This window comes from Paenarthrobacter sp. NPDC089675, assembly GCF_044749185.1.
Lineage (GTDB): Bacteria > Actinomycetota > Actinomycetes > Actinomycetales > Micrococcaceae > Arthrobacter.
The window spans coordinates 65,432-85,508 of the sequence record NZ_JBIVHM010000010.1 but is presented as its reverse complement, the minus strand read 5'-3'; the positions used below and the strand labels follow the sequence as shown (position 1 = coordinate 85,508).

The 20,077-nt window shown below is 61.7% G+C and carries 20 protein-coding genes; 14 read left to right on the top strand and 6 right to left on the bottom strand.

Features of this window, described 5'->3' with window-relative positions; genetic code table 11:
* Nucleotides 1-79: 79 nt before the first annotated feature.
* The gene (locus tag ACIPY2_RS18710; protein WP_400267895.1) at nucleotides 80-1,078 is read left to right on the top strand and encodes a LacI family DNA-binding transcriptional regulator; all 999 of its coding nucleotides are present in this window, start codon (nucleotides 80-82) and stop codon (nucleotides 1,076-1,078) included.
* Between the two features lie 531 nt (nucleotides 1,079-1,609).
* Here the strand turns inward: ACIPY2_RS18710 and ACIPY2_RS18705 are convergent.
* Both ACIPY2_RS18705 and ACIPY2_RS18700 read right to left on the bottom strand, forming a co-directional pair.
* Nucleotides 1,610-1,969, bottom strand: coding sequence for a hypothetical protein (locus ACIPY2_RS18705; RefSeq protein WP_400267894.1), 360 nt, complete (start codon nucleotides 1,967-1,969; stop codon nucleotides 1,610-1,612).
* Between the two features lie 86 nt (nucleotides 1,970-2,055).
* A complete protein-coding gene (locus tag ACIPY2_RS18700; RefSeq protein ID WP_400267893.1) occupies nucleotides 2,056-3,366 on the bottom strand; it encodes an MFS transporter in 1,311 nt (436 codons plus the stop codon).
* Between the two features lie 142 nt (nucleotides 3,367-3,508).
* On the opposite strand from ACIPY2_RS18700, the gene ACIPY2_RS18695 reads away from it, so the two are divergent.
* Nucleotides 3,509-4,105: a TetR/AcrR family transcriptional regulator gene (locus ACIPY2_RS18695; protein ID WP_400267892.1), complete on the top strand. Its 597-nt coding sequence runs from the start codon at nucleotides 3,509-3,511 to the stop codon at nucleotides 4,103-4,105.
* A 281-nt stretch (nucleotides 4,106-4,386) separates the two neighbouring features.
* On the opposite strand, the gene ACIPY2_RS18690 is transcribed toward ACIPY2_RS18695, so the two are convergent.
* Both ACIPY2_RS18690 and ACIPY2_RS18685 read right to left on the bottom strand, forming a co-directional pair.
* The gene (locus ACIPY2_RS18690) at nucleotides 4,387-4,617 is read right to left on the bottom strand and encodes a hypothetical protein (RefSeq protein WP_400267891.1); all 231 of its coding nucleotides are present in this window, start codon (nucleotides 4,615-4,617) and stop codon (nucleotides 4,387-4,389) included.
* 33 nt (nucleotides 4,618-4,650) lie between these two features.
* Nucleotides 4,651-5,154: a hypothetical protein gene (locus ACIPY2_RS18685; RefSeq protein WP_400267890.1), complete on the bottom strand. Its 504-nt coding sequence runs from the start codon at nucleotides 5,152-5,154 to the stop codon at nucleotides 4,651-4,653.
* 697 nt (nucleotides 5,155-5,851) lie between these two features.
* Here ACIPY2_RS18685 and ACIPY2_RS18680 point away from each other — a divergent pair.
* From ACIPY2_RS18680 to ACIPY2_RS18655, 6 genes are read left to right on the top strand one after another with little or no spacing between them, the layout of a single operon-like run.
* Nucleotides 5,852-7,153, top strand: a complete 1,302-nt coding sequence (locus ACIPY2_RS18680; RefSeq protein ID WP_400267889.1) for an ABC transporter substrate-binding protein — start codon at nucleotides 5,852-5,854, stop codon at nucleotides 7,151-7,153.
* Between the two features lie 3 nt (nucleotides 7,154-7,156).
* Nucleotides 7,157-8,098, top strand: coding sequence for a carbohydrate ABC transporter permease (locus tag ACIPY2_RS18675; protein ID WP_400267888.1), 942 nt, complete (start codon nucleotides 7,157-7,159; stop codon nucleotides 8,096-8,098).
* On the top strand, nucleotides 8,095-8,994 hold the full coding sequence (locus tag ACIPY2_RS18670; RefSeq protein ID WP_400267887.1) for a carbohydrate ABC transporter permease: 900 nt from the start codon (nucleotides 8,095-8,097) through the stop codon (nucleotides 8,992-8,994). Before ACIPY2_RS18675 ends, ACIPY2_RS18670 begins: the two co-directional genes overlap by 4 nt.
* A 45-nt stretch (nucleotides 8,995-9,039) precedes the next feature.
* Nucleotides 9,040-10,143 (top strand): Gfo/Idh/MocA family protein, encoded by a 1,104-nt coding sequence (locus tag ACIPY2_RS18665; RefSeq protein WP_400267886.1) that lies wholly within the window; start codon nucleotides 9,040-9,042, stop codon nucleotides 10,141-10,143.
* A 1-nt stretch (nucleotide 10,144) separates the two neighbouring features.
* The gene (locus ACIPY2_RS18660) at nucleotides 10,145-10,888 is read left to right on the top strand and encodes a ThuA domain-containing protein (RefSeq protein WP_400267885.1); all 744 of its coding nucleotides are present in this window, start codon (nucleotides 10,145-10,147) and stop codon (nucleotides 10,886-10,888) included.
* Between the two features lie 3 nt (nucleotides 10,889-10,891).
* Nucleotides 10,892-12,076, top strand: a complete 1,185-nt coding sequence (locus ACIPY2_RS18655; protein WP_400267884.1) for a Gfo/Idh/MocA family protein — start codon at nucleotides 10,892-10,894, stop codon at nucleotides 12,074-12,076.
* Between the two features lie 5 nt (nucleotides 12,077-12,081).
* Here the strand turns inward: ACIPY2_RS18655 and ACIPY2_RS18650 are convergent, their stop codons facing one another.
* Complete coding sequence (locus ACIPY2_RS18650; protein WP_400267883.1) at nucleotides 12,082-13,029, bottom strand: NAD-dependent epimerase/dehydratase family protein; 948 nt, start codon at nucleotides 13,027-13,029, stop codon at nucleotides 12,082-12,084.
* Between the two features lie 98 nt (nucleotides 13,030-13,127).
* Here ACIPY2_RS18650 and ACIPY2_RS18645 point away from each other — a divergent pair, with 98 nt between their 5' ends.
* The 3 genes from ACIPY2_RS18645 to ACIPY2_RS18635 all read left to right on the top strand — a co-directional run bounded on the left by ACIPY2_RS18645 (nucleotide 13,128) and on the right by ACIPY2_RS18635 (nucleotide 15,174).
* Nucleotides 13,128-13,724, top strand: coding sequence for a TetR/AcrR family transcriptional regulator (locus tag ACIPY2_RS18645; RefSeq protein WP_400267882.1), 597 nt, complete (start codon nucleotides 13,128-13,130; stop codon nucleotides 13,722-13,724).
* Nucleotides 13,725-13,757: 33 nt separating this feature from the next.
* The gene (locus tag ACIPY2_RS18640) at nucleotides 13,758-14,441 is read left to right on the top strand and encodes a type 1 glutamine amidotransferase domain-containing protein (protein ID WP_400267881.1); all 684 of its coding nucleotides are present in this window, start codon (nucleotides 13,758-13,760) and stop codon (nucleotides 14,439-14,441) included.
* A gap of 460 nt (nucleotides 14,442-14,901) precedes the next feature.
* On the top strand, nucleotides 14,902-15,174 hold the full coding sequence (locus ACIPY2_RS18635; protein ID WP_400267880.1) for a DNA gyrase subunit A: 273 nt from the start codon (nucleotides 14,902-14,904) through the stop codon (nucleotides 15,172-15,174).
* Nucleotides 15,175-15,199: 25 nt separating this feature from the next.
* Here the strand turns inward: ACIPY2_RS18635 and ACIPY2_RS18630 are convergent, their stop codons facing one another.
* A complete protein-coding gene (locus ACIPY2_RS18630) occupies nucleotides 15,200-16,093 on the bottom strand; it encodes a LysR substrate-binding domain-containing protein (protein WP_400267879.1) in 894 nt (297 codons plus the stop codon).
* A gap of 112 nt (nucleotides 16,094-16,205) precedes the next feature.
* Here ACIPY2_RS18630 and ACIPY2_RS18625 point away from each other — a divergent pair, with 112 nt between their 5' ends.
* Genes ACIPY2_RS18625 through ACIPY2_RS18615 form a run of 3 tightly spaced genes read left to right on the top strand, consistent with a single transcriptional unit; the run spans nucleotide 16,206 to nucleotide 19,918 of the window.
* Nucleotides 16,206-16,970 carry an enoyl-CoA hydratase/isomerase family protein gene (locus ACIPY2_RS18625; protein ID WP_400267878.1) on the top strand — a complete coding sequence of 255 codons (765 nt, stop codon included), beginning with the start codon at nucleotides 16,206-16,208 and terminating at the stop codon, nucleotides 16,968-16,970.
* A gap of 45 nt (nucleotides 16,971-17,015) precedes the next feature.
* Nucleotides 17,016-18,596, top strand: a complete 1,581-nt coding sequence (locus ACIPY2_RS18620) for an acyl-CoA synthetase (RefSeq protein WP_400267877.1) — start codon at nucleotides 17,016-17,018, stop codon at nucleotides 18,594-18,596.
* Nucleotides 18,593-19,918, top strand: coding sequence for an MFS transporter (locus ACIPY2_RS18615; RefSeq protein WP_400267876.1), 1,326 nt, complete (start codon nucleotides 18,593-18,595; stop codon nucleotides 19,916-19,918). The genes ACIPY2_RS18620 and ACIPY2_RS18615 overlap by 4 nt, the downstream gene beginning before the upstream one ends.
* Nucleotides 19,919-20,077: the final 159 nt, after the last annotated feature.

Here is a 20,077-nt window from a genome sequence, read left to right as displayed (position 1 = left end):
GTTGCGTGCAGCTAAGCTGATGAACCCCGGTGGGAACGATAGTGATGTGGCGGCAGGTATCATACGCGGAAGGACGACAATGGCTCGGCCGACAGTGCAAGACGTCGCAAGGACTGCTGGTGTGTCCGTTGGGACGGTGTCGCGCGTTCTGAACGGGAGCTCATCTGTCAGCGCGTCGGCCAAGGACAAGGTCAACGCCGCCATAAAGGAGCTCAGCTACCGTCCTCTCGCCTCGGCCCGGGATCTCCGACGAGACCGCACAATGCGTGTCCTCGCCCTCGCCAAAAACCTCGATTCCCTCGTCATCAGCGAAGTATTCCGCGGGGTCGGTGACGCGGCCGCGGACAACGGCTACGTCAGCCTGATCGCCGCCACAGACGGAGACCGCGACCGGGAACAGCAACTCGTGGACATGCTCCGCAACGGCTCAGTGGACGGCTTAGTAATCTTCTCGCCGACCATGCCGGACGAGGACGTCAACACCGTCGCCGAGCAACTGAGCGTCATCCAGGTCTGCGAAATCGTCGACGCAGAAGCAGCCTTCGGAGTGTCCATTGATGACCGCCAAGCAGGCTATGACATCACCAAACACCTCATCGACACGGGCGCCAAGAAGCTGGCCATGCTCGCCCATAGGGGTGCACGCTCGGGTCGGCTCAGGGAAGAAGGCTTCCGCCAGGCGCTCACGGAGCAAGGGCTGGAACCGGACCAGATCCTCTTGGGCGAGGGCAACTTCGGTTTCCACGCCGGCCGTAATCTCACCAAGAAACTCCTCGAAGCCAAGGACCTCCCCGACGCCGTCTTCTGCGGGACCGACGTCGTCGCTGCTGGGTGCGTCCGTGAGCTCACCGACGCCGGACTAAGAGTCCCGCAGGATGTCGCGGTTGCCGGCTTCGATGACTCCGCCCAGGCGGAAATGTGCGTCCCGGAGCTGACCACGGTCAGGCAGCCTGCGTACGAGATGGGCCGAGCGGCCTTCGCTGAACTCCTGGAGCGGATGACTGTCGAGGGCGCACACCGCAAGGGCAGGGCCGTCTTCCCACACGAACTTGTAGTCCGGGGCTCCACAAAAGGCTGAGAAACGTTATAGCCGAGCCGACATCATTCAGTCCGTGAGTAGGAACAAAGAACTGGGGCGATGACTGACCAAGCGGTCTTCGTCGATATCCCTGCACAGTCAGTTCGGGCCCCATAGGAGGCGTGGGGTACGGAGCAGGTAGGTCATGGGTCTCAGCCCGAAAGAACGCGGATATGTGGCAGTTCGATTCGTCAGATCCCCGGTTGCACCCGGCTCATCGCGAGGTAAGATTCCCACCGCTGCACAGCAAAGCCAGAGCCGCAAGAGCAAACATTAGCGCCCAAACCTATCTGGTTACGGATGTGCTGGTGCCCCAGGAACGAAGCTTCCAAAGAAGCAATCGTGGGATCGGGAGTGGACGTTCACAGCAGAGATCAAAGCAGCTTGCCTGTCTGCGGCTCCTATCAAAACAAAGGCGATCCCACCACCAGCCATCCTCTGGGTTATCGGTCTCGATGCGTGACGCATCAGTGTCGCTGAACGTCATCAGTGGGTCCCCGCCCCGGGAAGGCGGTGACCCACTCATGACGACTAACCCTGGAACATGTAGAGCGCCGTCGCGCGTCCGTCCTCACCCAGCAGGAGGAAGTCGCGACCGGAAGCAACCGTCTGACCGTTCGGCGCTGCCACTGTCCACTCGACCTGAACCGAGTTATGGTTCGGAATAATCTTTCCCTTTTGGAACTGGAGCCCAGCCTTCTGGATGTTCTCTGTGTTCACGCGAGTAATGTTCGCTTCGATCGCATCTGCTCCCTCAAGGCTTATGTTTGCAGGGGCAACATATTGCACGGCCGAATCCACGAAGACCTTTTCGATGAGCGCGTGCCGCTCTGCATCGTCCGTTGTCTCCCAGAGATCGAAGTAGTCATTCCCCAGTTGTAGTTCAGTCATTGGTTGTACCTTTCTTGTTTGGTTTGTTTGTTGAGGGCGCGGCTGAAGTAGCCACTAGGAGCCCTCGACGGGCAGGTCCTGGTAGGTCAGGTCGCCCGCGTGTGATTTCGTGGCACTACGAGGAGGACCACGAACGCACCGACTACACCGACGGTCGCGCCGACAATCATGGCGGGGGCCGCCCCTACGGTCGTCGTAGAGGTTGTCGCGCTTCCTAAGATCGCGATTCCAAGGGCACCGCCGAACTGCATTGCCACATCGGCCACAGCTGATCCGGCGCCCGTCTCGTCGTCCGGCATCGCCCGCAGGATCGAGTTCACAGAGGGCGGTGCACCAAGGCCGATGCCAAGCCCGAGTAACGCGAGTGCGATTAGCACCTGCGGCGTGGACGGCGAACTTCCAAATGCCAATACGAGCATCGATGCGCCGACCAAGAGCGGACCGAACATTGATACCGGCCCAAGTCCAAAACGCTCAACAAGTCGAGGAACCACAGGCGCTGCCAAGACGGCCGTGCAGATTGCAAGCATATGAAGGCCAGCGACGAGCGGACTATAGCCGAGAGCGAATTGTAGGTACTGCGTAACGACGAACAACCCTCCGAAGACACCGAAGAAGATCGTGAAGATCGTGATCAGAGGTGCACCGAAGCTGCGGTCACTGAAGACTGCCCTGCTTAGCATGGGGCGAGATGAACGTCGCTCCCAAATGATGAAAGCAGCAAACAACGCCGCGCCCACCACGATCAATGCAAGTGTGGCAGGCGACAGCAGGCCCCATTCCGGGGCTTGGATGATGGCGAAAACGACGAGGGAAGGGCCCGCAATAGAGAGCGCCAGGCCCGCGAAATCAAGGCTTTCCTTTTGAGCTGTCTGTGATTCCGGGATCAGGACCAGGCATCCGACGATCGCAACTGCGATGACCGGAATATTAATTAGGAAGACCGAGCCCCACCAGAGGTTTTCTAAGAGAGCACCGCCGATGATCGGTCCCAGAGGAATTCCGAGCGAGGATATCCCCACCCAGATCCCCACGGCCTTCGCGCGCTCGTCTTCCGGAAAGACTTGGCGGATTATCGCGAGGGTCGCAGGCATAATGAACGCCCCTCCCAATCCCATGCACGCCCGCGCCAGAATCAACGCCGCAGGATCTCCCGCAAACGCGGCAAGGCCCGAACCAGCGAGAAAAACGGTCAGGCCGAAAAGGAATCCGCGCCGACTGCCAAATCGGTCGATCATGGCTCCGGCAAACAGAAGGGGAGCGGCAAACGCGAGAGAGTAGGCCGCTACCACCCACTGCAACTGACTGGGTGTGGCCCCCAATTGAGTCTGGATGGACGGGACCGCAATGGTCACGATCAGGGTGTCGAGACCCGTTAAGACAAGCGCGAGACACATCACGGCGAGTATCAGCCATCTACGGGGGTGAGCTGCCGGCGCGCACGCAACGGACCCGTTTTGGGGGGTGGAGGGTAACGTAAGCATCGCTTGAATGTATTAGGCGTAGGTTGACGCTGTCAACATGAAAAGGTGCATCATTGTGAGTAAAGGTCCCAGCACGCGCGAAACATTGCTGGCCGCTGCCAGCGAATTGTTGAAACAGGGCGGCCCGCACGCTGTTACCCTCCGAGCCGTGGGAGCAATGTCCGGTGTCTCGCGGACGACGCCATATCGGCACTTCGAGGACAAGGAAGACCTGCTTAGTGCGGTAGGAGCCGAAAATCTCGTGTTCATCGGCGAGGCGATGAGATCCGCGGCTAACGACGCTACCGCGAGCGATACTCCGTTGGAGCGTGCCGCGAAGGGGTATATCAAGGCGGCGATGGAACGACCCGCACACTACTTGCTGGTGTTCGGAGACTTCCAATTCGAGAGCCCCAGCGCTGCCTTGGAAAGCGCCGCCAGCGATTGCGTTGATCTCCTTTACCAACTCGTTGCCGACGCGCAAAGAGAAGGCACTGTTGATCATGGTGACGTCCGTGAAATCGCCGCGATGATTTGGGCGGCTCTGCATGGCATCGTAGATTTGACGCTTTCCGGCCATTTGCGCGAGCCTCGAATGGTGAACGGTTCCGATGCTGCGCCACGCCTGGTGCAGCTTCTGCTTCGCGGTCTGGCGCCGGCCACGCGCAACTGAACAACGGCTCCGCTTCTCGAGCGGATGACCGTCGAAGGCGCGCACCGTAAGGGGCGGACCTACTTCCCGCACGAGCTTGTAGTGCGAGATTGCACAAAAGGCTGAGAATGTGGACCTCATGATGAATCCAATCCAAAGGCGGAATGTGGAGTGGACTGAAGCCCTGCACCAGCGCGGGACAGGGTGGCAGTGCGCGGGCGTTCTATTTAGCTAGCAAATCGATGGTGCGTGCAGGGGGAGCCCGAGAAAACACCGGGCTCCCCTAGGCCTGCCATAGCTTGTCACTTCTGGGAATAGAGCCTTCTTTTTTCAACGGCTACAACGGCTATCCCCAACAAAGGCCCGATAAGAGGGACCAGCAAAGAAACTGCTGCAAGGACTGCCTTTAGAACAGGAGAGAGAGCCTTCGACAGGAGGATGAGAACCAACGCAGCTACGGCCAGGATCAAGAGACCAAGCCCAGCGGCTATTACCGTTACATCCCAAATTGGGGGTATATCGGGATTATTCATTTTCTTGCCTTCCGAAGGTTCCCAGGCAACATTTCAGGAGTTTGACACCCAGGCACTATCTCCACCTACGTTCAAAGCCACCCATATTTCATAGGATCGACCTGCGCCGGACACTGTTGACTGGGCGCTCACGACAGCCGCTCCGTAGCCGTCCTCACTAAACTTCTGAACGACATACTCCGGTCGGCTGCATGTGTATCCAGAACAGTTCTGGGTGGTGGCTCCGACTCCATCAATCGTGTCATATGTTCCGTTGAGAATCGAAAAGTTTGCAACGAAGGCAATGGCTGTAACACCCCAACTATTGGAGATGCTGCAGTTTCGATTGACGGAATATCCGCTGCCGTTGTAGGCCGTGCAGCCCATCATGGTGCCTCTTGTGCTGACCGAGGCCCGCGCTTTTGCGGCCTCCAGAGACATATCACCCAGGTCGACGACCTGCGTCGCTTTTGAAACAGTCGCCGCTTGGAACGAGCCGTCAGCGTACCTGGAAATGGTGATGTTGGCGTCGGCTTCAACTCGAGTCTCGGTGCTCACGGGCGCCGCTCCTGTGAGAGAGTCCCAGACCCGTCCGTCCCTTAGGTCCTTCATAAGTCGGGCTTGGTCGGCGGCTGGGACTCCCCACTTTTCCAACTCAGCGCGTATTTGAGTTTGTTCGAATGAACTATTTGAAATACTTGAGCGGTTTTCGGCACGATGGCCAGTTGCGTCTGCAGTAGCCATGCTGGCGCTTCCGAGGATTAGGCTCCCTGCCATCAGCAAACATGAAATTCCCGCGGACAATTTTCTGTTTCTCATCGGACTTCCTAACTCGCTGCACATTGAAATATTGTGATCTGCATTTAATGGGGCCCGAGTTGGACGTATTACTCCGACGGCAATGGTGCAATCAGTTTATGGAGATACGGTGGTACAAGTGGACTGATGGGGCGTTCGTCGAGACCGGGCTTACCCCGGCGGTCACTTCGAAGTGGCTCCGAGCCCACGCCTTGGCAAATGATGATTGGCTGGGCGGTTCGTCCTAGGAAGACTTCTGGGGGTTGACAGCCACGAGCAACCACTGCAAAACTACTTTGGAATCGATTCCACGGGACGTAAGGCCTTTTTTCAAAGCATCATTTGGAATCGATTCCACCACTCAGCACAACACCCGGCAATGAAGCCAGGCTCAGGGCACGCAAAAGCCAAAGCGAACCCCGAGCCACCATCCCCACAGTCACCAAAGGAGCCACTTGTGGACTTGAACCGACCTGCTCTCCCGCTCCAGACCAAACCCCGCAAAGCCCTCGCCGCCACCGCCGTAGCCGCAGCCCTCCTCCTCAGCGCCTGCGGCGGGGGAGCAGCTCCCCAAGGTGCGGAGCAAGCGGCAGCCGCCGATCCGTCGTCGGGCGCTAATGCCAGCGGTGCCGTGAACATCTGCGGCGTGAAGGACGCGAGCGGCATCTACAAGGGCACGGCGGAAGCGTTCACCAAGGCGAACGGAAAGGTCACGGCCAAATACACCGAGATCGGCGCCACTACGGACGAGGCCCGGACGCAGATTGTGCAGCGACTCGAAGGCAAGTCCACCGAGTGCGACATCTTCCTCTCGGACGTCATCTGGACCTCGGAGTTCGCTTCCCAGGGCTGGCTGCTGGACCAGACCAAGCTGGTGGAGGCCAACAAGGACCGTCTCATTCCCTCCACTGTGGAAACCACCAAGTACCAGGACAAGTACTGGGCCTCGCCGTTCTTCACCAACGCCGGCCTGATCTACTACCAGAAGGACAAGGTAGCCAAGCCGGAGACCTGGCAGCAGCTCTACGCCGAGGCAGCCAAGGCTCCCGGCAACGGATTCGTCTACCAGGGCAAGCAGTACGAGGGCCTCACGGTGAACTTCCTCGAAATGCTCTACAGCGCGGGCGGCGAAGTCCTGGATGACCAGGGCAACGTCAAGATCGACTCCCATGAGACCCGCGACGTCCTCAACTTCATGACCGACGGCCTAAAGAAGGGCTCGGCCGACCGCGCCGTCCTCACCTACAACGAGGACCCGGCCCGCCTCGCCTACGAGTCCGGCAACTTCGGATACCAGCGCAACTGGCCGCACGTGTACCGGCTGTTGAACGCGACCCCGCTGGCGTCCACCTTCGGCGTCGCGCCGCTGCCGGCATGGGAAGGCGGCAAGGCGTCGGGCGTGCTCGGCGGCTGGAACCTCGCAATCTCGGCACACTCCACCAACCAAGCAGGGGCGGTTGCCTTCATCGACTTCGCCACGACGCCGGACTGGCAGAAGCACGTGGCCATGGACTACTCGCAGGCCCCGGTGAATGAAGCCGCGTACTCGGACCCGGCCGTGCTCGCCAAGATGCCGTTCGCTACCGAACTCCTGGCCTCGGTGAAGGGCGCCAAGCCGCGCCCGATCTCCCCGGTCTACCCGCAGATCTCGCAGGCCATCTACAAGAACGTCTACGCCGTGCTCTCCGGCACCGCCTCCACCGAGGACGCCGTAAAGAAGATGGCCGACGAAATCTCCACCGCCAAGGCGAGCTTCTAAGTCATGGTCACCAGAACAATCCCGGCAAGCCGCGGCCCAGCGAAGACAAACGCCCGCGACCGCGCCGAACGCCGTCTCGCCTTCCGCATGACGGCACCGTCGCTGGTCCTCATGGCGCTCGTGGCGGCGGTCCCGATCGGCTACGCGCTCTGGCTCTCTCTGAACCAGTACAGCGTCCGCACCGCAGGGCTCTCCCGCTTTGTCGGGCTGGAAAACTACATCAACGCCCTCGCCAGCCAAGAGTGGTGGGCCGCGTTCGGCCAGACCTTCCTCTTCGCGGGCTTGTCGGTCTCACTGGAGCTGGTCCTCGGCACAGCCATGGCCCTGCTCCTGAACCTCGCCTTCAAGGGCCGCGCGGTCCTGCGCACCGTGGTGCTGCTGCCGTACGCGATCATCACGGTGGTCAGCGCCATCACCTGGCAGACGATGTTCCAGCCCAACCTGGGCCTGGTCACCAACGTCCTCTCCGCGCTGGGACTGCCGGGTGGCGACGTCGTCTGGCTCGGTGAGCACGGCTACGCGATGGCCGTGATCGTCATGGCGGACGTCTGGAAAACCACCCCGTTCGCGGCGCTCATCATCCTGGCCGGCCTGCAGGTCATTTCCGCCGAAACGTACGAGGCCGCCGAGCTCGACGGCGCCAGCAAGTGGCAGACCTTCCTTCACATCACGCTGCCGCTCCTGCGCCCGGCAATCGTCCTCGCCGCGATCTTCCGCACCATGGACGCCCTCCGCGTCTTCGACCTGCCGTTCGTCCTCACCCGTGGTGCCAACGGCACCGAATCGATGTCCATGCTGGCCTACGGTGAACTCCGCGAAAACCGGCTGGTGGGCGAAGGCTCGGCCCTGTCCATCCTGACCTTCCTCACCGTCATGGTGGTCTCGGTTATTTACATCCGCTTCGGCGGCGGCAACATCCGCGACGTCGCGAAGGAGGAACAATGAGCACGTTGACTGCAGAACGCACGACGCCGGCACCCGCCACCGGGCGGAAGGCACCCAGGCGCCGGCTCAGGGGGGAAGCGAAACTCCATCCCTTGGTATGGGTGTTCGTGGTGGCCGTCATGGGCTTCTCGCTCATCCCGTTCTACTGGCTGGTCAACACTTCCCTCAAGAAGGGAGCGAGCCTGTCCAAGGGCGAGCTCTTCCCGAGCCAGCCGACCTTCGAGAACTACGCGGTCGTTTTCCAGAACCCCGAATTCCTCCTGGCGCTGCGCAACTCGGTGATCATCGCCGTCGTGACTACAACAGTGGCGCTGGTGTTCGCGTCCTTCGCCGCGTACGCGCTGGCGCGGCTGAAGATGCGCCGCAAGGCGATGATCCTGACGCTCATCCTCTCGGTGACCACGTTCCCGGCCATCGCGATCGCGGCTCCGATGTTTTCCATCTGGCGCGAAATCGGGCTGTACGACACATTGCTGGGCCTCATCATTCCGAAGCTCACGTTCGCGTTGCCACTGGCGATCTACACACTGACGTCGTTCTTCAAGGAGATCCCGCGCGAGCTCGAGGAATCCGCGTACATGGACGGTGCCACGCCGTTCACAGCGTTCCGCAAGGTCATCCTGCCCCTGGCGGTCCCGGGCCTGGCAACCACGGCGATCCTCGTGTTCATCTCGGTCTGGAACGAATTCCTCCTCGCCGTCACGCTGACAACGTCACCGGAAGCCCGTCCCGTCCCGGTCGCGATCGCGTTCTTCAGCGGCACCAGCGAGTTCGACCAACCCCTGGGCACCATCAGCGCGGCCTCCGTGATCATCACCGTCCCGCTCGTGATTCTGGTGCTCCTGTGCCAGAAGCGGATTGTGTCCGGCATGACCGCGGGCGCGGTCAAGGGCTAAGCACCTCCAAAAACCATCAAGAAACCCAGAAAGAACAGGAACACAGTGAGCATTCAGCAGCAGGCCCCATCCGCAACCCTCAAGGTGGGAGTTGTTGGTATCGGTTGGGCCGGCCAGCAGCACCTCAAGGCGTACAGCAACATCGACGGCGTCGAAATTGTCGCCGTCGCGGGCATGGAGCCGGAACTCCTTGCCCAGCTGAAGGACGAGTACAACATCCCGCACGCGTTCCCGCGCTGGGAAGACATGATCGAGCTTGAAGACCTCGACGCCGTCAGCATCGCCGTGCCCACGTTCCTGCATGCGCCCATCGCCATTGCGTCGCTTGAGCGTGGACTGCATGTGCTGAGCGAGAAGCCGATCGCGCGCAACGCCGTCGAAGGCCAAGCGATGGTCGACGCCGCCCGCAAGGCCGGACGAGTTCTGGACGTCGCGTTCAACCACCGCCGCCGCGGCGACATCCAGGCGCTCAAGAAAGTGATCGACGACGGCACTCTCGGCCGTCCCTACTACGCGAAGGCATCGTGGCTTCGCCGCCAGGGCATTCCGATGCTCGGCAGCTGGTTCACCAACCCGGCGCTCGCCGGCGGTGGTCCGCTGGCTGACATCGGCGTGCACGTCCTGGACTACGCGCTGCACCTGCTGGGTGAACCGAAGGTCCTGGCAGTTTCCGCGTCGACACATTCGGAGCTCGGCCCGCGCGGCCTCGGCGGCAACGCGCGCTATACGGCGTCGAACTCCAGCCATAAATTTGAAGTTGAGGACTTCGCCTCCGCGTTCATCCGCTTGGAAGGTGGCGGCACTTTGATCCTAGAAGCTGGTTGGGCTGCGTACCGCGACGAGCGCGACCTGATGGACTTCACCGTTTACGGGACCGACGGCGGCGCGGACCTGCGCTCGGTGGGCGCGTCCGAGAACCCCGTCGCAGATGTGCACATCTTTACCGAGAAGGACGGCGAGAATGCCGACTTCGAGGTGGTGGCCGAACCCGGAAAGGCGCACCAGGCCGTCGTCGACGATTTTGTTGCTGCCGTGCGCGGCGGCGAGACCGTGTGGGGAAGCCACGACGGATCGCTCGCCCTCAGCCGTGCGCTGGTGCTCGATGCCTGCTACAAGTCCGCCTTGGAACAACGCGAAGTGAGCCTCTGAAATGACCGAGTCCAAGTTGAAAATTGTTGTCTGGAACGAAGGCGTCCACGAGGCCCGCAACGAGCCCGCCACCATCGGCGAGATGTACCCGGAAGGGATCCACGGCGCCATCGCGGCCGGACTCCGCGGCTTCTACCCGGACTCCGAAATCACTACGGCAACGTTGGCTGACCCGGAACATGGATTGTCCGAGGAAGTCCTGGCGCAGACTGACGTGCTGCTCTGGTGGGGCCACATTGCCCACGGCGACGTCTCCGAGGAAGCGGTGGAGCGCGTGCAGCGGCATGTGCTCGGTGGCATGGGCCTGGTGGTGCTCCACTCCGGGCACTTCGCCAAGATCTTCACCCGCTTGCTGGGAACCACATGCTCGCTCAAGTGGCGCAACGAAGGCGAACGGGAGCTGGTCTGGACCGTCAAACCGTCGCACCCGATCGCGGCCGGGATTGAAAGCCCAATCGTGATTCCGCAGCAGGAAATGTACGGGGAACTGTTCGACATCCCTGAGCCCGATGACCTGATTTTCATCAGCTCGTTCACCGGGGGAGAGGTGTTCCGTTCCGGCGTGACGTTCTCGCGCGGCAAGGGGCGGATCTTCTACTTCAGCCCCGGCGACCAGGAATACCCCGTGTACCACCAACCGCAGATCCAGAAGGTCATCGCCAACGGCGTGGGCTGGGTGGCGCAGCCGGGCGTCTTCCGGGAGGCGCCCGAGGTCTCCAACCCTGCGCGGGACTGGTTCGCCTAAGCCATGAGTGCTTCCTTTCCTTCTGACCGTCCCCTAGGCGTGGCCGCTATTGGCTATGCGTTCATGGGCAAGGCCCACTCGAATGCGTGGCGGAATGTGGCCAGCTTCTTCGACGTCCCGGCCTTCGAGCAGCGGGTGCTTGTCGGCCGGGATGCCGCGTCGGTGGCCGAGGCCGCCGTCAGATACGGCTGGGCTGAGTCCGCCACTGACTGGCGAGCGGTGATTTCGCGGGAAGACATCGACATCGTGGACATCTGTGCTGTGGGCTGGATGCACGCCGAGATCGCTATCGCCGCGCTGGAAGCTGGGAAGCATGTGCTCGTGGAGAAGCCGCTGGCGAACACGCTGGACGAGGCTGAGCTGATGGTTTCCGCCGCAGCTTCGGCCCGGGCGCGGGGCGTGCAGTCGATGGTCGGGTTCAACTACCGGCGCGTCCCGGCGCTCGCCTTGGCCCGCGAACTGATCGCCGAAGGCCGGCTCGGAACCGTTCGGCACGTCCGCGCCGCCTACCTGCAGGACTGGCTGTCCGACGTCGAAACCCCCATGAGCTGGCGGCTCCGGAAGGAGACCGCCGGCTCCGGGGCCCTCGGCGATATTGCTTCCCACGCCATTGACCAGGTCCAGCACCTCACCGGGCAGACCGTCACCGAAGTGACAGGGACGCTGCGGACTTTTGTTGCCGAACGGCCCGGTCCGTCGGGCCTTGAGAAAGTGACAGTGGACGACGCCGCGTGGGCCACTTTGGGGCTGACCGGAGGCCTCAGCGCGTCGGTTGAAGCGTCACGGGTGGCTACCGGGCAGAAGAACTCTTTGAAGATTGAGATCTATGGATCGTTGGGTTCGCTGTCGTTCGATCTGGAAAACCTGAATGAGCTCGGCTTCCTGGACGCTACGCTGCCCGTGCGGGAGCAGGGGTTCCGGCGGATCCTCGTGAATGAGCCGGAACACCCCTACGCTGCGGCGTGGTGGCCGCAGGGGCACATCATTGGGTGGGAGCACACGTTCACACACCAGGTCCGGGATTTCCTGTGCGCGATCCGCTCCGGTGAGGCGCCATCGCCGTCGTTCGACGACGGGCTGCAGGTGCAGCGGGTGTTGGCCGCCGTCGAGGAGTCGGCGCGGAACCGGAGTGTAGTGACGGAGGTTGCCGAACCAGCCCCGGTCCAGGGTGAACGGGCGTTGGCCTGACGTCTTTAGTGCGGAGCCGGCCGCGACGAGTCCGCTTCGCGGCGGATGATTGCCAGGCCGTCCCGAGGGGAAGTTACCGCGAACTCGGGAAACCGTGAAGTGAACTTATCTGAGCTGAAGCGGTTGTGGTGTTCGTAGCGCGGAAGAAGTTCCCGCAGCTCTCGCACCTGGGCTGAGAACACTCCCGCGACGTTCAGGACCCATCGGGGCACAACTGTGTAGCCGGCGTTCTGTCCGAACGCCTCGCTGGCGATGTTGGCGAACTGACGGTAGGTTACTGGCTCCGCATCGACCGGGAGGTGCCACGTCTGCCCGAAAGCGTCAGGCGTGTTGCCCAGAAGAGCGAGAGCCCGGCTGGCGTCCGGTGTCCAGATCAGTGTCCTTTCGCGGTCATCGCACACGGGAACGAAGGGCTTCTTGCCTTTCTTCAGGCGGTCGATGAGCAGTGCATTCGTGAAGCTCTGCGTGCGGCCCGGTCCGTAGAACTCGGGGGCGCGAGCGATAAGGACGGGAATGTCGCCCTTGGCCATTTCCTCCAGCACCATCGATGCCATGTCCGCGCGGACTTTTCCCTTACGGCCAACGGGAGTGAACGGGGTTTCTTCGGTCTGGACGCGATCGTCCTGGGGGTACATGTAGGTGTTGTCGAAGTAGACGAACTTGGCGCCGGTGGCCCTTGATGCCTTCAACGCGTTGCGGAGCATAGTAGGAAATTGTGCTTCCCAAAGCTCCGTGTTCGCCGGAAGGCCCGCTGTGAAGTAAACGATATCGCTGCCCTTGACCGCCGCAGCGGTCTGTCCGGCGTCGAGCAGGTCGGCTTTGACGAGGGAGTCCGACTCGTTGACCTTGCGGGGGTTCCGGCTGACGAGCCGCAGGTCTTCGGTGTAGGCGCGGTGCAGCACTTTGGCGAGTTCCATCGCAATTTGGCCGTTGGCGCCCAATATTGTCTGCATTTTCATCCTCGGTTTCGTGCGTGTTTTGTGCGTCGGCGTGGATCTGCCAATCCGCTATGTGTACACTGCTTACATCAGCGTAGGAGGCGAAGTTAGCAGTGTCAACATCAGCAAAGCCCTATCATCACGGTGACCTTCGTGCGGCACTGGTCGCTGCCGCCGTCGAGAGCCTGGAAGCGGGGGAGCCGTTCTCCCTGAGAGCCGTGGCCCGCCGCGCGGGGGTCTCTCCGACTGCGCCTTACCGGCATTTTGCTGACCGGGAGGCGCTCGACAATGCCGTGGCAGTGGAGGGTTTCCGGGATCTTCTGGCGCGCCTGGAAGCTGCGTCGGGTAAGTTGCCCGCGGCTGCTGCACCCGAGGAGGTGATCACGGCACTCGGGGTGGCATATGTGGCGTTCGCTTTGAGGCGGCCGGCTGTCTTCCGGTTGATGTTCGGCAACGAATGCGACGAGGAGGACAGCGAACGTGTCCAGGCGGCGGGACAACTCCATGGGATGTTGAACCAGACGTTTGAGCGCCTATTTCCAGGCAATTCAGGCCTTTCGGTCGCGCTGTGGAGCATGGCGCATGGCCTGGCCTTCCTGCATCTGGACGGCAAACTGCGGCCCCAAGGCAGCGACGACGTTGAAGCTCGCGTGAAGTTGGCGGTTGCGGCGATCTTCGCGCTCAACGGCAGCAAAACGACAGCCGGCTAAGCCCCTTTCCGGCAAGCAAAAAGGAGAACCAGCATGACCAAACGCATCCTCCACGTCGTCACCAACGTCAGCCACTACGACGACCCGTCACACCCCACCGGCCTTTGGCTCTCCGAACTGGTTCACGCGTGGGAGGTCTTCGAGGAAGGTGGTTTCGAGCAAGCCATCGTGAGCCCCCAAGGCGGAGCGGTCCCCTTGGAGCCCCGATCGCTGAAGTTCCCCACCTTCGACAAAGCTTCCAAGTCCTGGCACGCCGATCCGGAGCGCATGGCCCTCCTTGAAAACACTGCAAGCCCTGATGGTATTGACTCGGCCGACTACGACGCCATCTACTTCACCGGCGGCCATGCAGTGATGTACGACTTTCCCGACAACGAAGGACTGCAGAAGATCACCCGCGAGATCTGGGAACAGGGCGGAATCGTGTCCTCCGTCTGCCACGGATACTGCGGCCTCCTCAACACCAGGCTTTCCGACGGCAGCCTCCTGGTGGAGGGCCGGAAGGTCACAGGCTTCGCGTGGCAGGAAGAAGTCCTTGCCCGGGTGGACAAGCTGGTGCCGTACAACGCCGAAGAAGAGATCAAGAAGCGTGGGGCGCTGTATGAAAAGGCCAAGCTCCCGTTCGTCTCCTACGCAATTGCGGACGGGAAACTGGTCACCGGGCAGAATCCTGGATCGGCCAAGGAAACGGCGCGGAAGGTTGCGGGGTTGTTGTGAACCGTCCAGCGTGACAGCGCCATATTCTAATTAGCGGCTGACGGTTGACCGTTAGCGGTCGCGCGATCGGCTTCCTGGACGCTACGCCGCGCGTTCGGGAGCACGAGTTCCGGCGGATTCTGGTCAACGAACCTCAGCATCGCCACGTTAACAACGCGTTGAACACGGCTTTGCGCAGTTGGTACCTGGTCCTTCACTGAGGCAAGAACATCGGCGTAAGGACCTGGCAGCTCGGGATCAATCGACGTCATAGTGGGAACCGTAGCCTGCCCCACCGACAGTCAGGTCCAGTGCCCATCCGCAGCCGGCCGGGCGGGAACCCTAAGTGAAGATCCTCGGACGTAATTGTGCAAAGGGACTTTGCACAATTTCGGGAGCGAGCGTTCCAGCGCTCATTTGTCTCTGGTCCGTCCAGCGGCGCGGTGGAGGCAGTTGCCATCTTCCGTGCAAGAATCACGGGATGGACCAGTATGAGAGGCAGATGAGGGAAGAACTGGCAATTCTCGAAGCCCTTATGTTGGCGATTGATCGACGCGAGGAAGTCTTCCTAATGATTGAGGATTCAGAACACGTGAATGAAGCAATTCGTCGCGTCGCTCATCTTCTGGGAGTGGGGATGGTTGCCAGTCGGGCGGTCCTTGATGTGCAGGCCCGGAGATTCACCCGCGACCAGCGCGAGAAGAGCGCCTTCCGTGCGGCAGAAATAAGATCCATGTTGGGTGAAGGGGACTGACCAGATGTTGCCTCGCCGACGAGCTTCACCCATGCCCACCAGCCCCCAACCCGGCTCCCACAGCTTCCACAAACGCATCAGTCTCCGCTGACCGTCGACTCTTCAGCCACAGCGCCGAAGTCCGCCAAGCCAGCGGATCGCCAACAAGCGGCCGCCACACGATCCCGGATGGAAGCGGCGTCCAAGGCTCCTCGTTGAAATGAACGCCCCGTCCTGCCAGGACCAGCCCATGCGTGAAGTGTTGGTTGCGCGCATGCACTATGGCAGCAGGCAGGTAGCCGGCATCCCGGCACGTGTGCAGGAACGAGTCGTACAGGGTTGGGGCCATTTGCCGCGGGAAGATGATCAACGGGCTCCCGGCCAGGTCACCCAACTGCACCGAAGACGAAGCAGCCAGTGGATGCGAAGCATTCAGTACCACTCCGAGCGCCCGGGAGAACACCTGGCCGGACTCGAAACCCACGCTGCTCAATGGGTGACGAACAACCGCAACGTCAAGTTCGCCGTCGCGCAATCGCTCAACCTGCTCAACAGTGGTGAGTTCGTGCAGGTTCAACAGAACGTCCGGCGCGGATGCAGCAAACGAAGAGACCATGGTGGACAACGCCACTGGATTCGTATCCGGTGGCACCGCTACCTGTAACACGCCTGAAGCGCCCGGCCGGATTCGGCGCATGGACTCCTGCGCCATTGCAACGTGATCGAGCACCCCGCGGGCATGCTCCAGCAGCAACGCACCCGCCTCGGACAGCTCGACGCCGGTCCGTCGCCGATGGAACAACAAGACCCCGAGTTCCTTCTCCAAGTCCTTGATCCGTTGGGAAAGAGGCGGCTGGGCCATGTGCAAACGCTGTGCCGCCCGGCCGAAATGCAGCTCCTCGGAGAGCACCACGAAGTACTTGAGATGGTGAAGATCCATCCGCGCACCATATCAGTTTGGTATCGCCGCAAGTAGATATTGATGTTAGACGCGTCACAATCACCGGTGGTCAGATGGACGAAAGCAAGCCCTAGAGATCAAAGGAAACACCGTGTCCCAGGAAGTCCTCTTCGAACAAAACGGCCCCATCGCCACCATCACGCTCAACCGCCCGGACAAGCTCAACGCGTGGACCAAGGCCATGCGCGACGAACTCATCGCCCACCTTGAAAACCTCAAAGGCAATGACGAGATCCGCACCGTGATCCTCACCGGAACGGGTCGCGCCTTCTGCGCCGGACAGGACCTCGCCGAAACCGCCGGAATGAACCCCGAAGACCATGCATCCGCCGAGGCCTGGATCGACGGCTTCGACCGTCTCTACCGCGCCGTCCGCAACCTCGACCAGATCACCATCGCCGCGGTCAACGGCGTCGCAGCAGGTTCCGGCTTCCAGTACGCGCTCCTGGCGGACCTCCGCGTCGGCGACTCCCAGGTCCGCATGGGCCAACCCGAAGTCCTCTCCGGCATTCCCAGCATCACCGGCATCTGGGCCATGTGGAGCATCCTCGGCAAGTCCAAGACCTCCCAGTTTGTCCTCACCGGAGAACTGGTGGACGCTGTTGAGGCGCAGCGGCTCGGCCTCCTTAACTACCTGACGGACGACGGCGGCACCTTGGCTTACGCCCAAGAACTCGCCTCGCGCTTGAGTCTCCTTCCTCCGGGTGCGGTCCGCCTCACGAAGAACCGCCTCCGGAGCCTGGAAGACGACGACCTCACCGACGCCATGGCCGAAGCCAAGCGTGTCCACCGCGAGGCCTACGGCACCGGCGAACCGCAGCGCGAAATGGCACGGTTCCTCGCAGGCCGCCGCTGAATCGCCGCCGAGCATTCCGGCCCAAACCACAGGAGGCACCCACACATGACAACCGCAACCCAAGACCGCTACACGGAGCTGCGCAGCAACCACCGCTGGGAGGTGCCCGAGCTCTACAACATGGCCGCCGACGTCGCCGACCACCACCCAAGGGACAAGCGCGCACTCATCCTGGAGTCCGCCGTCGAAGGTCAACGAGAGGTGAACTGGGGCGAAATCCAGGACCGTTCGCGGCAGATCGCAGTCGCGCTCCAAAGCGCCGGCATCAAGAAGGGCGACCGTGTCGCCGTCCTGCTGCCGCAGCGATCCGACACCCCGGCCGCGTACCTTGGCGTGCTGCGGACCGGCGCGATCCTGGTGACGATGTCCCTGCTGTGGGCCGCGGAGCCGATCCGTTTCAGGCTGGAGGACAGCAGCGCGTCGGTGATCATCGCCGAGGAATCCGCCAGGTACCTGTTTGAGGGTTTCGAAGGCAGGTTCATCGACATCGACGGCCCCGAAATCGCAGTGGCACCAACGGAATTCGAGAACGTCGAAACCACAGCGGACGACCCCGCGCTCATCTTCTACACCTCGGGCACCACGGGCCGTGCGAAGGGAATCGTCCATGCCCACCGCACGCTCCTGGGCCACAACGAGTTCGAGTACTGCCACCAACTCGGCGACGGCGACGTGTTCTACGGTGCGGGGGATTGGGCGTGGTCGCTCGCCAAGCTGATGGGCCCGCTGCGGCTCGGCGCCACGCACCTTGTCTTCCGGCCTGAAGGTGGCTTCGACCCCGCGGCCCTCCTGGACGCCATGAGCCGCCACCGCGTCACCAGCGCGCTCGTCAACCCGACGTTCTTGCGCAAGATGCGCGAAGACGTGCCCGACGCCGGTACTCGCTTCCCGCTGTCCCTGCGGACCGTTTGTTCGTCCAATGAGCCGCTGACACCGGACCTCATCACCTGGTTCGACGAGCAGTTCGGCGTGACGCTGCTGGATTACTACGGTTCCACGGAGTCATACCCGCTTCTCGGGAACTACCCGGACGTGCCCGTAAAACCGGGCTCGATGGGCAAGCCGCTACCCGGCTGGGACGTCCGGCTCCTGGACGAGAATGAGCAGGAAGTCCCGAAGGGTGAGACCGGTGAGATCTGCCTCCGCGCCCGCACCAACCCGCAGTTCCCGTTGGGATACTGGAACCTGCCGGAGGCTTCGGCCGCCGCGTTCGGCGGGGACTGGTACCACACCAAAGACCAGGCCTACGCGGACGAGGACGGCTACTACTGGTTCCTGGGGCGGACCGACGACGTTATTAAAACCTCCGGCTACCGTGTGGGGCCCTACGAGCTTGAGGCCGTTATCCGCGAACTCGAATCAGTGAAGGATGTCTCCGTGACGGGCGTCCCGGACGAGCTGCGCGGACAATCCATCAAGGCATGGATCGAACTGATGCCGGGTACCGCCGGGGGAGCGGACCTGAGCAAACAAATCGTGGCGCACGTGAAGGAGAACTTCTCCCGCTTCGCGTACCCACGCTTCATTGAATACGTTTCCGCGTTGCCGAAGTCCGCCACGGGCAAGGTCCAGCGAGCCCAACTCCGAGAACTCCCGCACACTCCCCGTGAAGGACAGTCATCATGAATACTGTGACCCAGAATTCCGCAGCCAACACTGAGGCGTCCCCGCGTCGGAACCTTAAGCGCGTTGCTGCGGCAGCCGCCGTCGGGAACTTCGTCGAGTGGTTCGACTCCGCCGCGTATGCGGTCATGTCCGTCACTATCGCCAAGCTCTTCTTCCCCGACTACAGCACGACGGCGTCACTTCTGGCCGTCTGGGCCATCTTTGCCGGCGGCTTCATTGCCAGGCCCCTTGGGGCGGCCTTCTTTGGACGCTACGGTGACCGGATTGGCCGGAACAAGATGCTCGGGCTCTGTGTGGTCATCATGAGCGCGGCGACATTCTGCATTGGTATCCTGCCCACGTTTGCAGTGATTGGGGTCTGGGCTCCGATCCTCTTGTTCCTGTTCAGAGCAGTGCAGGGCTTCACTACCGGGGGTGAGTACACAGGTTCTTCCGCCTTCATCGTGGAGTACGCGCCAGCCGGAAAGCGTGCAACGTACGCGAGTGTCATTCCCGCGACGGTGGGTTTGGCGTCCGTTGCCGGAGCGTTGCTGGGTGTGGCTATCACCTCCACCCTGAGTTCGGCCGATCTGCAGGCTTGGGGCTGGCGGATTCCGTTCCTGCTCGCGGCGCCGCTGGGGCTGATCGGGCTGTATATACGGTCCAAGGTGGATGACACTCCAGTGTTCCGGGGCCTGGAAAATTCCGGTGAGGTTGCAAAGCGGCCCCTGGGGGATGCTATCCGGCTGTGCGCGCGGCAGATCTTCACCTTGTTCGGGTACAGCATCACCAATGCGATCGCCTATTACCTGATGAGCAGTTACATGATCGCGTACATGACCTCGAGCTTGGGGTACTCATCGGCAGAGTCGATGCTTACCAGTGTGGTGACAATGCTCGTTTACACGGCAGTCTGTCCGGTTGCCGCACGCCTCAGTGACCGGTATGGCCGGAAACGCATGCTGCTGGTCGCCTGTGTTGGCTTTGTGGTGATGACGATTCCGGCTTTCTCGATCATGCCACTGGGACTTGGGTTCGCAATTCTTGGGACGAGTGTCTTGGGCGCCTTGGTTGCAGTCATTGGCACCTCGAACGTGCCGGCTCTGGTGGAGATGTTCCCCTCTTCTGTCCGGGCTTCAGGCTCGGCTATCGGCTACACCTTGGCTTACGTGCTCTTCGGAGGTACTGCTCCGTTTGTTGCGACCGGGTTGGTTGCCGGTTTCGGAACTCCGCTGGCTCCGGCGTTTTACCTGATGGGGATGGCCTTAGTTTCCGCAGTGGTGGTGGTCCTTTTCTTCCGGGAGACGAAAGACCTATCGCTTTCGCGGACGACCGTTTTGTAAGGCTTGATCCTTGGCCGCCCCGCGTGGGCGGCCAAGATCGCCATGTGCGCCAACCTCCCCGTTTGCCGCGTTCAGAAAACGTCCTCGCCAATCGGAGATCTCTGTTGGCTTTTTCCTCCCGGCCCGCGGTGACAGTTCGTCGTGACCTTTCTGAAGGCT

Excerpts from the sequence above, each read along its gene's own strand:
- ACIPY2_RS18710 (WP_400267895.1), top strand. The coding sequence starts at position 80 with ATGGCTCGGCCGACAGTGCAAGACGTCGCAAGGACTGCTGGTGTGTCC.
- ACIPY2_RS18705 (WP_400267894.1), bottom strand. The coding sequence starts at position 1,969 with ATGACTGAACTACAACTGGGGAATGACTACTTCGATCTCTGGGAGACA.
- ACIPY2_RS18700 (WP_400267893.1), bottom strand. The coding sequence starts at position 3,366 with ATGTGTCTCGCGCTTGTCTTAACGGGTCTCGACACCCTGATCGTGACC.
- ACIPY2_RS18690 (WP_400267891.1), bottom strand. The coding sequence starts at position 4,617 with ATGAATAATCCCGATATACCCCCAATTTGGGATGTAACGGTAATAGCC.
- ACIPY2_RS18675 (WP_400267888.1), top strand. The coding sequence starts at position 7,157 with ATGGTCACCAGAACAATCCCGGCAAGCCGCGGCCCAGCGAAGACAAAC.
- ACIPY2_RS18670 (WP_400267887.1), top strand. The coding sequence starts at position 8,095 with ATGAGCACGTTGACTGCAGAACGCACGACGCCGGCACCCGCCACCGGG.
- ACIPY2_RS18660 (WP_400267885.1), top strand. The coding sequence starts at position 10,145 with ATGACCGAGTCCAAGTTGAAAATTGTTGTCTGGAACGAAGGCGTCCAC.
- ACIPY2_RS18655 (WP_400267884.1), top strand. The coding sequence starts at position 10,892 with ATGAGTGCTTCCTTTCCTTCTGACCGTCCCCTAGGCGTGGCCGCTATT.
- ACIPY2_RS18650 (WP_400267883.1), bottom strand. The coding sequence starts at position 13,029 with ATGCAGACAATATTGGGCGCCAACGGCCAAATTGCGATGGAACTCGCC.
- ACIPY2_RS18640 (WP_400267881.1), top strand. The coding sequence starts at position 13,758 with ATGACCAAACGCATCCTCCACGTCGTCACCAACGTCAGCCACTACGAC.
- ACIPY2_RS18635 (WP_400267880.1), top strand. The coding sequence starts at position 14,902 with ATGGACCAGTATGAGAGGCAGATGAGGGAAGAACTGGCAATTCTCGAA.
- ACIPY2_RS18630 (WP_400267879.1), bottom strand. The coding sequence starts at position 16,093 with ATGGATCTTCACCATCTCAAGTACTTCGTGGTGCTCTCCGAGGAGCTG.
- ACIPY2_RS18620 (WP_400267877.1), top strand. The coding sequence starts at position 17,016 with ATGACAACCGCAACCCAAGACCGCTACACGGAGCTGCGCAGCAACCAC.
- ACIPY2_RS18615 (WP_400267876.1), top strand. The coding sequence starts at position 18,593 with ATGAATACTGTGACCCAGAATTCCGCAGCCAACACTGAGGCGTCCCCG.